The 14,797-nt window shown below is 39.5% G+C and carries 13 protein-coding genes and 1 riboswitch; of the genes, 4 read left to right on the top strand and 9 right to left on the bottom strand.

What is annotated here, in order from left to right:
* Positions 1 to 330 precede the first annotated feature (330 nt).
* Both ACSLUK_RS14290 and ACSLUK_RS14285 read left to right on the top strand, forming a co-directional pair.
* On the top strand, positions 331 to 1,047 hold the full coding sequence (locus ACSLUK_RS14290) for a GGDEF domain-containing protein (protein WP_448549345.1): 717 nt from the start codon (positions 331 to 333) through the stop codon (positions 1,045 to 1,047).
* A gap of 105 nt (positions 1,048 to 1,152) precedes the next feature.
* Positions 1,153 to 3,717: an EAL domain-containing protein gene (locus ACSLUK_RS14285; protein WP_448549344.1), complete on the top strand. Its 2,565-nt coding sequence runs from the start codon at positions 1,153 to 1,155 to the stop codon at positions 3,715 to 3,717.
* A gap of 75 nt (positions 3,718 to 3,792) precedes the next feature.
* On the opposite strand, the gene aroG is transcribed toward ACSLUK_RS14285, so the two are convergent.
* Positions 3,793 to 4,851, bottom strand: a complete 1,059-nt coding sequence (aroG, locus tag ACSLUK_RS14280; RefSeq protein ID WP_448549343.1) for a 3-deoxy-7-phosphoheptulonate synthase AroG — start codon at positions 4,849 to 4,851, stop codon at positions 3,793 to 3,795.
* 294 nt (positions 4,852 to 5,145) lie between these two features.
* On the opposite strand from aroG, the gene add reads away from it, so the two are divergent.
* Together add and deoD are read left to right on the top strand one after the other, a co-directional pair.
* Positions 5,146 to 6,147: an adenosine deaminase gene (gene add / locus ACSLUK_RS14275; RefSeq protein WP_448549342.1), complete on the top strand. Its 1,002-nt coding sequence runs from the start codon at positions 5,146 to 5,148 to the stop codon at positions 6,145 to 6,147.
* A gap of 283 nt (positions 6,148 to 6,430) precedes the next feature.
* Positions 6,431 to 7,135: a purine-nucleoside phosphorylase gene (gene deoD / locus ACSLUK_RS14270; RefSeq protein ID WP_448549341.1), complete on the top strand. Its 705-nt coding sequence runs from the start codon at positions 6,431 to 6,433 to the stop codon at positions 7,133 to 7,135.
* Between the two features lie 104 nt (positions 7,136 to 7,239).
* Here the strand turns inward: deoD and ACSLUK_RS14265 are convergent, their stop codons facing one another.
* The 8 genes from ACSLUK_RS14265 to hinT all read right to left on the bottom strand — a co-directional run bounded on the left by ACSLUK_RS14265 (position 7,240) and on the right by hinT (position 14,774).
* Positions 7,240 to 8,082 carry a DUF6279 family lipoprotein gene (locus tag ACSLUK_RS14265; RefSeq protein ID WP_448549340.1) on the bottom strand — a complete coding sequence of 281 codons (843 nt, stop codon included), beginning with the start codon at positions 8,080 to 8,082 and terminating at the stop codon, positions 7,240 to 7,242.
* Positions 8,083 to 8,095: 13 nt separating this feature from the next.
* Positions 8,096 to 8,920, bottom strand: a complete 825-nt coding sequence (locus tag ACSLUK_RS14260; protein ID WP_448549339.1) for a LytR/AlgR family response regulator transcription factor — start codon at positions 8,918 to 8,920, stop codon at positions 8,096 to 8,098.
* A gap of 2 nt (positions 8,921 to 8,922) precedes the next feature.
* Positions 8,923 to 9,990 carry a sensor histidine kinase gene (locus tag ACSLUK_RS14255; protein ID WP_448549338.1) on the bottom strand — a complete coding sequence of 356 codons (1,068 nt, stop codon included), beginning with the start codon at positions 9,988 to 9,990 and terminating at the stop codon, positions 8,923 to 8,925.
* A gap of 39 nt (positions 9,991 to 10,029) precedes the next feature.
* Complete coding sequence (locus ACSLUK_RS14250) at positions 10,030 to 11,028, bottom strand: phosphotransferase (RefSeq protein ID WP_448549337.1); 999 nt, start codon at positions 11,026 to 11,028, stop codon at positions 10,030 to 10,032.
* Complete coding sequence (gene pnuC / locus ACSLUK_RS14245; protein WP_448549336.1) at positions 11,021 to 11,656, bottom strand: nicotinamide riboside transporter PnuC; 636 nt, start codon at positions 11,654 to 11,656, stop codon at positions 11,021 to 11,023. The genes ACSLUK_RS14250 and pnuC overlap by 8 nt, the downstream gene beginning before the upstream one ends.
* Positions 11,657 to 11,920 (bottom strand): hypothetical protein, encoded by a 264-nt coding sequence (locus ACSLUK_RS14240; protein ID WP_448549335.1) that lies wholly within the window; start codon positions 11,918 to 11,920, stop codon positions 11,657 to 11,659.
* A gap of 10 nt (positions 11,921 to 11,930) precedes the next feature.
* Positions 11,931 to 14,090: a TonB-dependent receptor gene (locus ACSLUK_RS14235; RefSeq protein WP_448549334.1), complete on the bottom strand. Its 2,160-nt coding sequence runs from the start codon at positions 14,088 to 14,090 to the stop codon at positions 11,931 to 11,933.
* Positions 14,091 to 14,141: 51 nt separating this feature from the next.
* Positions 14,142 to 14,239: riboswitch (TPP riboswitch) on the bottom strand.
* 184 nt (positions 14,240 to 14,423) lie between these two features.
* Positions 14,424 to 14,774 carry a purine nucleoside phosphoramidase gene (hinT, locus tag ACSLUK_RS14230; protein WP_448549333.1) on the bottom strand — a complete coding sequence of 117 codons (351 nt, stop codon included), beginning with the start codon at positions 14,772 to 14,774 and terminating at the stop codon, positions 14,424 to 14,426.
* Between the last annotated feature and the right edge of the window lie 23 nt (positions 14,775 to 14,797).

Below are 14,797 nucleotides of genomic sequence, written 5' to 3'. Positions count from 1 at the left end.
TGCCTCTCCAGAAAATACCTTTCAAAGAAGATAGATTATTCTATTAATTGCGAACGTTTAAAGCAAATAGGAAACAAAAAGCCTACCAACTATGTGCCCAATATATGCTCTTTTCAGAGAGTAAGACAACTAAAGTGTACAATTATTAATCTACATCAATATCTTAAGCGTACTGATATGACTTACTATAAGACCTAAAGGTATGAGAATGCTCCGGTGAAATGAAACAAGTTTTCTTATCAATAGATTGATGCTCTATCGAAGCCTTGTTAATAAAAGTCTAGTACATTGATATCTAGATAAAAATAACTAACGCCTTATACTAAAACTATGAGAGTAACACTTAAAAAATCGACTATACGCGCCCTGCAAGGCTTAATATTAGCCTTTGGTTCGCCTTTGGGTTGGTTAACGATTCAATATTTGATTGGTGTATCTATTACAGCTGAGCTTGAAACAAACTCAGGCGTATACCTGTATATGTTATTTGGTACCATGATTGTGTTTACCCTTTTTGGTTACTATGTCGGTGAGAAAGAAGACAATAGTGAGATGCTATCCTTTCGAGATCCACTCACTGGTGTATTCAATGTGCGCTACTTTAGAGAAAGGCTTAAAGAAGAAATCATTGAGGCTCACCGCGACAATACCCCGCTTACACTGATCTATTTCGATTTGGATCACTTTAAAAACGTCAACGATAAATACGGTCATGCCGTTGGCGACGAAGCGCTGGTAACCGTTTGCCATGCGGCATCAAAGGTATTGAGAAAACACGAAATACTAGCGCGTGTTGGTGGAGAAGAATTTGTTGGTCTATTGCCAAGGTGTTCACTGGAAGACGGATTACATACCGCAGAGAGGCTTATCAAGAAAGTATCGGCCACCCCTATCGCAATAAATGCGAATAACCAATTTTTCATCACAGTCTCAGCGGGTGTCGCCACATTAGCGGAAGAAGATGATGACAATACGTTATACACTAAAGCCGATTCTGGGCTATACAAAGCCAAAAACAACGGAAGAAACAGAGTTGAATTGGCCTAATTGGTTCCTAAAAAATGCTTCAAAATGAAAATGAGCGCTGCAATTAAATTACGATTTTTGCTAATATGATGTCTATAACGTGTTCCCTAGAGCAATAAAAATTAAATGAAATCCAAGACATTTAAGTCTTTTAATTTCTTAAAGCACTGCTTTTTTACCATCACATTACTCGTTGTATTAGTACTGCTGGTAAACATTAATTCAGTCATTCAATCAGTGTCAACGCTGTATGATAATAACTCGCCTGTATTTATTGATACAAAATTCAGCTACCTGAAAGATACCTCAGGCACAATTAATATTAATGACATATTTGAAGTCGCTGACAATTTCACAAGCGTCATACCCACACAAATTCCATTTAGTCTAGAAAATCATACCTATTGGATAAAAGTACAAATTCAAAATTTATCCAGCACTCGAGAAAACCTAGTTTTATTCGCAGATAACAATTTTCTTGCTGACTTTGATGTTTATCTTATTGATTCGAGCAAACAAAAGGTTCAACAACTCTTACCAAAGCCAAACACGACGTTGTTTAACATATTTCCCCATCACACGTTTTCTATTTCCTCCAACACAACGCAGGAAATACTCATAAAAATCACGTCTGAAGGGCCTCCTAGTATTCCGCTCAAATTAATAACGCCGGAAGCATTCGAAACCGTCACTTCATTCAACAAACTTATTTATGGCATATTTATTGGCGGCGTATTAGTTATCGCACTGTATTACCTTGTGTTATTTATCACCATAAAAGACATTGTTTACTTAATTTATGTAGGCTACCTATTTTGTGCCCTGTTGATTATGTCGGCAATAACTGGTTTTAGTCATTTAATGCTAACACCAGAATTACAACCAGCCCTGCAAAACAGCATGATGTTGCTGCACTTTTTATTGGTCATTTTTCTATTACTTTTCACAATTGTTTTCTTAAGATTTGACCCGAAAAAAAGCCTCATTTTTCGTACCACTATTGCCTATTGTATTTTCTTAGTCGGTGTCTATTTATTTACATTGCCTATGTCACATCAAATACAGGCAAATTGGTTCTTCGGCTTACAACCCGTGACCTATTTACTTGGAATAACTGCTGTATTTGTGCAGTTCAGGTCTAAAATTGTTTGGGCTAAATATTATGCATTATCGTGGTTACCTTTACTGATTGGCAGCGCAATACAACCCTTGGTATTACTGAATATCATCGAATCCAGCTACGTAACGCGTAACGCTTTTTTGTTTGCCGTATTTGTTGAAATAATCCTGATGTCGTTTGCACTTGCCGAACGCGTAAGACGCTTGGAATTTGAACGGTTTAACGAGGTTACCTTTCATTTGGCAACAGGCATTCCGCGCAAAACAGTCTTGGAAAATAAACTAAGGCACTTTATCGATAAGAAGCAGCAAAATTTCAGTGTTATCGTCATTGCACCTAAACATCTTGATCTGCTTGATTACTATTTAGATGAAACAGCACAGTTCCAGTTTCTTAGAAAGTGTGAGAATAAGCTTAATTCGCTCTTTAGATTAAATAACGCCGTCGTTCCTTTAATTAAAGATAAACAAAAGGTTTGTATCATCAATAACAACAAGTTGGCGGTGATTGTCGATAACTCACAAGCAGATCAGCCTTTAGAAACACTGTGCAAGTCCATACAATTTGTCGTGTCTGAAAGCGCACAGTTCACAAATTCAGCACTCCCTATTAGTTGTAACTTAGGCATTGCAAGCTACCCTGTGCATGCAATTAGTGCACAGTCACTTATTAACAAAGCAATAATTGCTGCTGAAGATGCACAACTAAACGTTGCTCATTGGCAGTTTTATCAGGGAAATAACCCACAAGAATTAGACAGTATACTCAAACTGGCGGTTGAGCTAAGAGCGGCAATTGCATCAAATGAGTTAGCCCTTTATCACCAACCTCAGGTTGATTTAAAAACACGTCAAGTATGTAGCAGCGAATGCTTATTACGTTGGTTTCACCCTGAAAAAGGTGAAATTGCGCCGGATGTATTTATACCAATTGCTGAAAAATTTGGTCTGATCAATGAAGTCACGTTGTGGGTTATCAATCGTGCACTACAACAACAACGTATGATCATAGAGCAGCAAGCCACCCAACAAATGCTTTCTATTAATATCAGTATTCATGACATACTACATGAACAGTTCTTACTCAATGTCGTTGAATTAGTAGATGCATCTGAAATTCCTGCCGACAAAATTATATTTGAACTCACCGATGTCATTTCGTCTTCTCAATTGGAAAAAGCGAGCTACAATATTTCGCAACTTCAGGAACTGGGTATTACCGTAAGTACCAATAGTTTTGAATCTAAATTTACCGATTTAGCAAACACACAAAATGCTCCGTTTCAGGAAGTTAAAATAACCCGTCAAATTACCAATGAAATTGTTAATTGTCCGCAAAAGCAATCTGTAGCACATGCATTGTTCACCTTAGCAAAGGGTTTAAACATGGAAGTAGTTGCCGAAGGAATAACGACTGAACAAGAGGAACGTTTCCTACGTGATTTAGGTTGTGATATTGGCCAAGGGTTCTTTTACGCAAGACCAATGTCAATTGACGACTATTTATTTTGGTTGTCGCAGCTGTCAAATGGCCGCGCAAGTTTTACCGTTGAAGGTGAATTAGTTAACTAATACCAAAAAAAGTACAAAAAAAGCCGAGATAATTTGCTATCTCGGCTTATATATTTGTTATACAACAATAATTATTTATTTTGCACTTCGGCGCTTATTAACCGCTTGCGCTAGGTTTTCTAATAGCACTTCAGTATCCTGCCAGCCAATGCATGCGTCCGTGACACTTTGGCCATAAGTTAAAGGCTGTCCTTCCACTAAGTCTTGACGCCCTTCAACTAAGTGACTTTCTACCATCACGCCAAAAATATTGCCATTGCCGTCTGCAACTTGTTCGCTGACATCTTCGCACACAAGCATTTGGTTCTTATACTGTTTCTTAGAATTCGCATGACTAAAATCAATCATGATCTTAGGATTCAAATTAGCCGAGGTTAATTGCTCTGTTACTTGTGCCACGCTCTCAGCGTCATAATTTGTCTCTTTTCCGCCTCTAAGAATAATATGACAGTCAGCATTACCTGTGGTTTCAACGATAGCGGAATGACCATATTTGGTAACTGATAAGAAATGGTGCGGCGCACTTGCTGCACCAATCGCATCGATCGCGATTTTAATTGTGCCATCCGTGCCATTTTTAAACCCAACAGGACAAGACAAGCCAGATGCTAACTCACGGTGCACCTGACTTTCAGTAGTACGCGCACCAATTGCTCCCCAACACATGAAATCAGCCATATATTGTGGAGTAATCATATCTAAGAACTCGCCTGCTGTTGGTAGGCCAAGATCGTTAAGGTTTAATAACAGTTGGCGCCCAATGCGCAATCCGTCATTTAGTTTGAAGCTATTATCCATGTATGGATCATTGATCAATCCTTTCCAACCTACTGTTGTACGTGGTTTTTCAAAATAAACGCGCATTACCACTTCAAGTGACGCTTTATATTTTTCACGTAGTTCGACCAAGCGACGACCATATTCCATGGCGGCTTCTGTGTCGTGTATAGAGCATGGTCCAATCACCACCAACAATCGGTCGTCTTCACCATTAAAAATTTTGCTAATAGCTGCACGACCCGAAAATACTGTTTCTGATGCTTTTTCTGATGCAGGAAATCGCTCTAATAAAGCGACTGGCGGTAACAATTCTTTGATTTTATTTATTCTGACATCATCAGTTTGGTAGAACATAGTATTTTCTCTTACTTCTTAAATATGATTTTCTTAATCTTTACGTCTAGACACCTAGAGTTATAATCCCGTCAGCTAATTTATCAGTGTTATAAGGTGAATACCAACAGTATTTGTTAAAAAACCAGATATAATAAAAAGTAATACCTAATGAAAATTTTCAGTCTAACATTCTTATACGAAAGTCTTAGGATTAGATGTACAATCAATTTTTTGTGATGTTTAAGAAGGAACTGCAATTTACGAAAACTCTTTTAATAATAACTGTCAACTAAACCGGAGAACGATATTCCAATGATAAATAACACGCTCCCACTCCTGGATCTACATCGGCATCTCGATGGAAACATTCAACCTGAAACCATCTGGCGTCTTGCTGAAAAAAATAACATCGCACTTCCTTGTCAAACATTGGAAGAATTTATACCTCATGTGCAGATACAAAAAAGCGAACCTGACCTAGTTTCTTTCCTGAAAAAGCTAGATTGGGGAGTTGCCGTGCTGAAAACACTCGACGATTGTAAGCAAATCGCCTATGAAAATGTTCGTGACGCTCATAATGCTGGCATTGACTACGCAGAATTACGATTTTCACCTTATTATATGGCGATGAATCACAACTTGGTCATTGAAGACGTAGTTGCCGCGGTAATTGATGGCATTAAACTGGGCACCAAAGAATTTCAGACGAAAGTCAATCTTATTGGCATTATGAGTCGCACTTTTGGTGTTGAAGCATGCCAGAAAGAATTAGATGCGATTCTTGCACACAAACAACATTTTGTTGCTGCAGATTTGGCTGGTGACGAACTAGGATACCCTGGCGAGCTATTCGTATCGCACTTTGATCAGGTTAAAAAAGCTGGTTTACAAATCACCGTGCACGCAGGTGAAGCCGCAGGTAGCGAAAGCGTTTGGCAAGCTATCAATCAACTAGGAGCAACTCGCATTGGTCACGGTGTGGCGATAGCAAGCGATGAAAAGCTCATGGACCACATGCGCACTAATAACATTGCTATTGAATCATGTCTAACATCTAACTATCAAACAGGTACCGTCAGCAATCTAGCAACGCATCCCATTAAAGTATTTCTTAATCATGGTTTGATTGCTTTTCTAAATACTGATGATCCTGCTGTTGAAGGCATTGAACTTAAACACGAATATGAAGTTGCCCGCCAACAACTCAATCTAACAAGCAATGAATTAACTCAAATACAGGAAAATGCCTTAAAGGCCGCATTTTTGAGTGATGGAGAAAAACAAGCATTGGTTAATGCATGCCAAAACAAATAGAATCATAAACAACCAATGATATTGTAAACAGACAATGTAAACGATTTTTACACTGCCTAGATAAATTACGACTACACTGTATTTTTCAGTAAGTAATTTAATATTCGCTCGGTAATTTAACTAGAAAAGAGCTTAAGTATTCAGTTAAAATAATCGGCTGCGGTCAAAGTACCGTAAGAACAATTCAGTAAAACACCCTTGATAGCAGTTAGCAACGTGTTACGAGCACTGGCTTGAAACTTACTGGGACATAAAAATATAAGCAATTATAAGGTTATATCTCATGGCTACACCTCATATAGAAGCAAAAGAGAACGAATTCGCTAAAACGGTATTGATGCCTGGCGACCCACTACGCGCAAAATTTATTGCCGAGAACTTTTTAGATGATGCCAAATGTATTACTCGCGTGCGTAATATGTTCGGTTACACCGGCACATACAAAGGCAAACCTATTTCCGTAATGGGTTCTGGCATGGGTATTCCGTCAATCTCAATTTACGCAACAGAACTATACAAAGATTACGGCGTTGAAAATATTATCCGTATTGGTTCGTGTGGCGCAGTTCGCGACGACATAAAAGTGAGAGATGTCATCATTGGTATGGCAGCAAGCACCGACTCAAATGTTAACCGCCAACGCTTCAATAACTGTGATTTCGCTGCATGTGCTGATTTTGGTTTATTACAAAAAGTAGTTAACACCGCTGAAAAACTAAATAAACCTGTGCATGTGGGTAACGTTTTCACCGCTGATCTATTCTATACACCGCAACCTGAAATGTTTGCAACAATGGAAAAACACGGCATTTTAGCGGTAGAAATGGAAGCAGCTGGCTTATATGGTGTTGCAGCGGAGTATGGCAAGAAAGCGCTAGCCGTGTTTACTGTAAGCGATCATATTAAAACAGGCGAGCAAACTACGGCTGACGAACGTGAGAACACGTTTAAAGATATGATGGAATTAACGTTAGAAAGTATTCTTTAATTTCTCGTTAATTACACACTGAACACACTAAAAAGCCAGCTTAATATCATTGGGCTGGCTTTTTGTTATATAGATCATGATGAACTTCCGTACGAATCAAATTACTATTCTTCTGATAATTCTTTAAAGTCATCCAAATAGCGTTCAAGCTTGCGAAAGAACTTCTTTTTTTGCTTTTCCGTCAAACTATTGAGTTGGTAATGCAACATTGATAAATACACTGCGTTGTTATTCTGAGCCAGTTGTTTATGTTCATCTTTCCGGTATTCTCTACCATGAACAACTAGATCAAGGAATACACTAGTAAACAGTTGGCGCTCAGTTTCATTCGATAACAATGAATCAAATTTTACGAGCCACAAATCTCTGAAATCAATCCAATAAGAAAAAGTACTTGTTAAGCCTGTCACTTTGTCACGAAGTGATTGCTTTTGTGTCTTAGTTAATGGACCAAACCACTCCTTAAATCCATCATAGTAATCATCATAGCGCTCGTTATACCACTCGTCTTTGGTTAGCTCTTCCCTATCCTCTCTAAACTCTTGATTTTGTTTGGCGATAGCGTCAACCAGTTGTTTTCGTTGTTTAGACGTTAAACTGAATGCTATAGGCTCGAGTTGTGGTGCCAAATGCGCGAGTAAAACGCGCCAATGTTCTCTTAACTGTTGATTGTGGCGTGTGAGTTGTTCGAGTGAAATACCCTGTTCTACATTTTCACGAAAGGCAGCTAAATCGGCACTATACTTGGGTAATTGTGTTTGACGATGCCAACGTAAGTTACTTTCAATAACTTGGTCAAAGGCACGCTGTTGTGATTTATTTAAGTCGACATAATCATCAACGTACCAATTCACCCACCAATCTATGTGATTATAAACAAAAGTAAAACTACAGCCAGAAAGCAGAACTACGCATATCAAACAACTAAAACGTTTTAGTGTAAGCATTGGCATAACCTACCTATTGCGTCACAGCTTGTTTGACCTTTTCTTTATAACTGCGGCTGACTTTAAGCTCTTTACCGTTAGACATCACCAAGTAATACTCACCGTTAAGTTGACTACAAAACTTGTCTATATATTGTTTGTTCACAATCGTGGAGCGATGGCTTCTTACAAACTGTTTTGGATCTAGCATTTCCTCAAGCTGTTTCATGGTTTTTCGCAAGATATGTGTATGTTCTTCGGTGTGAACACACATGTAATCGCCCGCAGCATCAATCCATAAAATATCTTTTACAGGCACTCTGCTCACTTCTCCAGCATCTTTAATTGGAAGCACATCAGAATAGCGCGTTAAGTTGACGGTGTTACTGGTATCAAGCTCGTTCATAATCGTCGAATAATCGCTACCAGTTACATCACTGACCAGTTTAACCAATTGTTCTTTGTGTTGTTCTAATGAACGATTTGTAAATGCAGTTCTGACTTTTTCTAGCGTACGCGCTAAGCGATCATCATCAACTGGTTTCATCAGATAATCATGCGCAGAAACTTCAAATGCCTTTAGCGCGTATTGATCAAATGCCGTTACGAAAACTATGATAGGTAATGGTATTTCCTGTTCTATCAGCGTTCTAACCACTTCAAAGCCATCTACGCCCGGCATTTGAATGTCTAAAAAGAGAAGATCCGGCTCGTAGGCACGAATTGCTTCTATCGCTTCGCGGCCATTATTACAGGTAGTAATAATCTTGATGTCAGCATGTTCTTCTAGTCGTACCGCCAACCCCTTTCTAGCAAGAGGCTCATCATCAACGATGATCGTAGTGAGTGTTTTAGTCACAGTTACTTTCCAATGTCATACGGCATTCTGATGTTAACTTTAACACCTTTTGGTTCGTTATTGGATACAACCAAGGAGAAATCATCACCATAAAGTGCCGTTAATCTTTCTCTGGTATTCGCAAGACCAACCCCGTTCTCTCTGAAAAGGTTGCCGCCTTTAATTTCTGCACCAGGACCATTGTCAGATAGTTCCAACAGTAAGTCATTGCCAAAGCGGTTAACGGTAACAGTGATCGTGCCACCTTCTTCAAGCGCCGCAATGGCGTACTTAATTGCATTTTCTGCTAACGGTTGCAAAATCATGCTTGGTACACGGGCTTTCTTACAGTCGTCAGCAATGTGGATTTCAACATTTAGGCGCTCTTCAAATCGCACTTTTTCAATGTCTAAATAGAGCTTTAACGCATGAAGTTCATTTTCAAGCGTCACGGTTTTCATCGGATCTTTATCAAGTGAGTATCGTAAAAACTCACTAAGTTTAGTCACCATACCATTGGCGGTCTTATTTTCTTTTACCAATATAAGCGTAGAAATTGCATTGAGCGTATTAAAGAGAAAATGTGGGTTTAATTGATAACGCAGCATTTTGAGTTGCGCCTGATGCGCTACAGTATTCGCTTGCAGTACACTTTGTTTCTCTTTTTGCAGCATTTGATAGTACTTAGTACCAAAATAAAGCACTGACCAACTCAACATAATTGAGAAAGAGAACAGGCTGTTTTTGGTGTAGTACAACCAAAAATCTGGACGATATCCGTGTTTGTATATTTCCCAATAATTAAGGTTCTGTATGACCTGCCAAATAACCCCCATGATATATGACGCTAGAAAGCCAATGATAAGGATTTTAATTGGGGAGTAATTCCAAATACGTTGGTATAAGTACCTTAAAGGTACGCTCAATAACCAACCGGCATATGCATTGAGGAAAATGATAATCACAAACAGGTCACGTAAGTCATGCAACAGTGATCCTAGGTAATGCACTAACGCAAAACCAAACCACCCTGCTGAATGAACAATCCAAAACAACCTGTTTTTATTTTCTAAAAATTCTTTCCAATTCACAAAAGATTACCGCTATTACTCCATTAACTTAATTATGCGTCACTCGCTGGACTCACGCATTGTTGTTAATCGTAAGTTATTCGCTTCTTGTCTCATTTTATCGCTTAGTTCGTCTTCTTCCATGAAATACTTATCAATGCCCTGAAACTGCATTAACGCCAGCGACAGGTATTTTTCACTATTATATTCTAATGCGCGTTCAAAATACCATAATCCATTGATTAAAAAGCACAAACATAGGTAACGCATAACCATTTCAACATCAAAATCATAGAGATTTATGTCTTCGGCATGCAAGTTTGTTTTAAAAAGTAAAATGAGTTTTTCAACGCTGGCTTGCTTGTCTAAGCGATTGATTGCAATGCACATTGCAACATCAAATGCGGGATGTGCTAGGCAGCATGACTCAAAATCAACCAACAACAAATCCCCTTTTGCGGGATGTTGTGACACGTAAGCGCACTCTTTTACATATTCACTCAAGTTAGGTTGTATAATATTGGCAAAATTCAAGTCTCCATGGCAAACCACTAACTGCTGTTTGGAGCTTTGCGGGATGTGTTTACGAATAAGCGTTTTAATTTCATCATAAACAGCATCACTGAGTTGGCATTTGTTCAACAGTGCCAGCGTGGTTTCAGCAATGTTTAATGGCGGTATTTCATCACTTGTGACCTGATGAAGTTTATTTGCTAAGCCGCAAGTAACTGCTATTTTTTCCGCAAGCGGCAATGTCATCGATTCAAGCACAATATGTGGAATGAATTCATAAATTAGCAAATGTTCAGCCTGAGCAATTAATTCGGTTGAGATATTACTGGAAGACAACAGTAACGCCGTGTGCTTTTCAAGCATTAGGCTGGCATCATCAGGCGCATTAAAGCGCTTAACAAAGTACTGCTTGTTGTTTGCGCGAACAGCAAAGCTATGCCTGCTTAGCCCATTGTGCTCAAATGGAATTACTTCTATTGGAGCCGACAGCGCGTGAGACAATAGCTTTTGCTCAACTTGAGTAATTTCTACTACGTTATTAAACAATAGCAGAAACCTTACCTAGGTTTTCTTGTGACTGGCGTTTAACCTGACGCCATGAATAATAACCATATACCGCAATAATTACGTAGAGCACAAAAAGCAACGCGGTAGGCATCAATTGTTTTTCAATGTAAATATAGATTGAAACCACATCGATCACGACCCAATACAACCAGTTTTCTAACACTTTTTGCGTCACCAGGTACGTCGCAAATACCGCAAATACCGTCGTAAAGCTGTCTATATATGGAAAATGCGTTGGCGTAAAATTAGCCATTAACCAGCCAACGATGACAGAAACGCCAGTAAGGGCAAAACAAATTTTGCCATGTAGTGCCAAAGACCAACTGATAATTGGCTTACTGGTTAATTGCGTGGCATGAGGTTGCTGGTAGCTACGCCACGCATACCAACCATATATGGCCATTAAAAAGTAATACACTTGTAACAGACTATCCATCCAAAGATAGACGTCGTAAAACAAGACGGTATACAGAGAAGTGCTAATTAATGCCATAGGCCAGCACAAAATATTATTGCGTGCGGCAAATACAACATAAGCTAACGCAGTAATAACCGCTGCCCATTCTAGCAGCGGTAATTGACTGTAATACTGAAGAACACTTTCCATTTATTCCACCAATAGGTGCGATCGGTCACTGCCGATAATCTTGCAAATGAAAACCGTTGCTTGCGTTTGCATATGAACCTGCTTGATCGCTGACATTACCGTTGATGTTGCAAGGTCGTATTCACCAAAAACCTGAGTACTCATACCATTGGTTACGACACGCAACTCAGAAACTTGCTTCAACTGTTCAACAAAGCCCCAAATATGTTTTTTGTATTCAGCTTCAGCTAAAGGATACATACTTATTTCAATAGAGATATCCAATTTGTTCTCCTTAGAATGACCAGTCCAAAGTGACGCCGATATGGCGAGGTGCATTATAACGAACATACTCTTTGCTCGCCCAGTCTAAGTCTGGTTCATTACCAAAATAAAAACCACGTGAAGCGATTTTCTCATCGGTTAAATTGCGTCCCCATAGATAAACCGCCCAGCTCTCGGCTTCGTAACCAACGCGCATATCAACTTGATGAGAATCATCTGCTTTTTCACTATGACTATCTGAGAAATAAAAATCACTCTTACCTGACACTGAGGCACTGGCAAAAATGCCTGAATCAGCACGATATACGCCCGAAAATGAATAAGTTAAGTCTGGAGCATGCGCCAGTTGTCGACCAGAAATATCGATTTCACTACCATATTTATCAAAGTAAGCGTAGTCATCGTAGCTAGCATCTAAATACCCTAGCGCAGCTGACAACACGAGGTTTGCTGTAGCCTGCCAATCTGCTTCGAATTCTATCCCTGAACTAGTTGAACTAGCAGCGTTTGCGGTGTAAATAGTGAAGCGCTGTGGATTATCAGGATCTTGTTGAGACGCATTAACTTGCTGATCACGTCTATCCATATAAAATGCAGCTAAACGCGTAGTTACGCTGTTACTAGCAAATGATGACTTAACGCCAATTTCATAGTTATAAAGCGTTTCTGTATCAAACTCTTTAAATTGAGATAACGCAGCAGGTAGCCCCATATTAAATCCACCCGCCTTGTATCCTTTAGCGAGACGAACATAACTGTCGTGGTCTGACGTTAATTGGTAGCCTAGCGAAACATGTCCGCCCCACATAGTTTCAGAAGGTGAAAATGCGTCGCCGTTACTATCAGCATAGTCGACTGAACGACGCTCAATACGCAAACCTGTAGACATGTGTACTTTTTCATTTAGTTGGCTGTCAAGTTGACCGAATAAAGCAGCATTACTTGCGTCATATTGAGAGTCCAGAATTTCGTCTGGCCAACCATTATAAGAAGAATCTAAATCATTGTTCTCTTCTAATTCACTCAAATAAACACCAAATAACCAGTCAGTGGTGCCATTGAATATTTTCTGTTGTTCTTTAGAAGCAAAACGAAGTTCTTGCGACAACACTTGTCTATCAGCTTTTTTCGCCCACAAATATTCGTATACACAAGGGATAACATCATCCGTTTGACCATTGCCATTTTCATCATAATAGTCTGTGCATGACTTACTTCCCCAATAGTCAGGGTTTGCCCAATCACCGTCATAGGCATGTGTATGATCGGTATCCGTGAAACTGGTGATTGCGGTAATATCTGCAAAATCAGCACCGTCGTAGCTCAACTTTAACGCACTACCGAGTGAATTTTGACTATCTTCACCAGGATGATCGGTCAAAGTGTTAAAACCGTTATTATCTAGCGTCCAAGCATCATAGCCATTGTCCATATCTGCAAACAACAACGTAAAGTCAGCGCTAAGATGTTCAGTCGCCTGATACTGTAGCTTTACTCGACCTGTTAGTTCGTCAATGGCATTAGAGTCGTCAATATTCAGGTAGCTATTGTCTCGGTAGCCATTTTGTTGATGGCTTTCAACCGAAATGCGATAGCCAAGCTTATCGCTCGCCTTACCTGAGGTGAAACCTGCGACGTTAACTAAGTTATCATCACCTAACGATAAAGATAAGCCATGTTCAGACACGTCTGTAGGCTGGTTACTCTGAACATAAATCATTCCAGCTAAAGCGTTGGCACCAAAACGCGTGCCTTGTGGGCCTCTTAATACTTCTACCTGCTGAACATCATACATTGACGCAGCCATACCTAAGCCTGACAAATCAATATCGTCAATAATAAAGCCTACCGAAGCGTTAGGCGCACCGCGATATTCAGACCGCTCACCGACGCCACGTATTTGAATATACTTTGGTCTAGAAGACCCACCTGCATAGTTGATATTAGCGATTTTGTTTAACACTTCCTGAAAGTGCTGAATACTTTGATCTTGAATATCTTGCTCGTCAACGATAGCGACACTGGTTGGCAACTGAGTAATATTTTGCTGACGAAAATCGGACGTAACAATAACGCGCTCGATATCAGTAGTGTTAGTGTCAGCGATGACAGATGAAGAAGTAACGCCTGCTAATACGGCTAATGCGACAGGGCTTTTTAGAATATTCATGTTTTTCTCGTTAAACGTTATTTTAGGCATAACAATGACAACACACAGAAAAACAAGGTTGTTTGCCATTCCTACGCCAGAATTATCCAGATCAGGTTCAAAGGGTTTGCAGTTGCATCTCAGTCATACAGACACCCCTTGGCGAAGCGGATTCTAACAATTTATTACCGGTTTAACACCCGAAATTACAAATATTTTGAATTGGGATGATATTTAGAGTGCTTGAGTGGGACGAAGCAATCACGAGAAAAGAAATGATACGGCACTTGCTTTTAGAGTAGATCGAACAAAAAGATGCAAGTGCCTGTTTAATGACAAGCCTAAAAACAAGGATTAGTTACACAACATCCGGCCTAAGGGTTCACCGCCGACTAAATGCATATGAATATGATACACCTCTTGCCCACCATGCTGATTACAATTCATGATAAGGCGGTATCCGTTTTCTGCGATTCCTTCCGCAGCCGCAAGTTTCGCTGCCACAGTGACCATGCGACCTAGCGCCAGCTCATCACTTTCTTCTACATCATTTACCGTAGGAATTAACTTATTTGGGATGATCAATATATGGGTTTTCGCTTTAGGCGTAATGTCGCGAAATGCAGTAACCAATTCATCTTGATAAAGCAATTCTGTGGGGATCTCTTGTCGTATTATTTTCGAAAAAATCGTTTCTTCAGCCATGATAAAACTCTCTCTAATCTCTA

Source organism: Thalassotalea fusca (genome assembly GCF_053485835.1).
The sequence above is the reverse complement of the archived record's forward strand: the minus strand, read 5'-3'. Positions and strand labels throughout refer to the sequence as shown.

Bases quoted from the DNA above. Each gene is read 5' to 3' on its own strand.
- aroG (WP_448549343.1), bottom strand. From the start codon at position 4,851: ATGTTCTACCAAACTGATGATGTCAGAATAAATAAAATCAAAGAATTG.
- ACSLUK_RS14290 (WP_448549345.1), top strand. From the start codon at position 331: ATGAGAGTAACACTTAAAAAATCGACTATACGCGCCCTGCAAGGCTTA.
- deoD (WP_448549341.1), top strand. From the start codon at position 6,431: ATGGCTACACCTCATATAGAAGCAAAAGAGAACGAATTCGCTAAAACG.
- add (WP_448549342.1), top strand. From the start codon at position 5,146: ATGATAAATAACACGCTCCCACTCCTGGATCTACATCGGCATCTCGAT.
- hinT (WP_448549333.1), bottom strand. From the start codon at position 14,774: ATGGCTGAAGAAACGATTTTTTCGAAAATAATACGACAAGAGATCCCC.
- pnuC (WP_448549336.1), bottom strand. From the start codon at position 11,656: ATGGAAAGTGTTCTTCAGTATTACAGTCAATTACCGCTGCTAGAATGG.
- ACSLUK_RS14235 (WP_448549334.1), bottom strand. From the start codon at position 14,090: ATGAATATTCTAAAAAGCCCTGTCGCATTAGCCGTATTAGCAGGCGTT.
- ACSLUK_RS14285 (WP_448549344.1), top strand. From the start codon at position 1,153: ATGAAATCCAAGACATTTAAGTCTTTTAATTTCTTAAAGCACTGCTTT.
- ACSLUK_RS14265 (WP_448549340.1), bottom strand. From the start codon at position 8,082: ATGCTTACACTAAAACGTTTTAGTTGTTTGATATGCGTAGTTCTGCTT.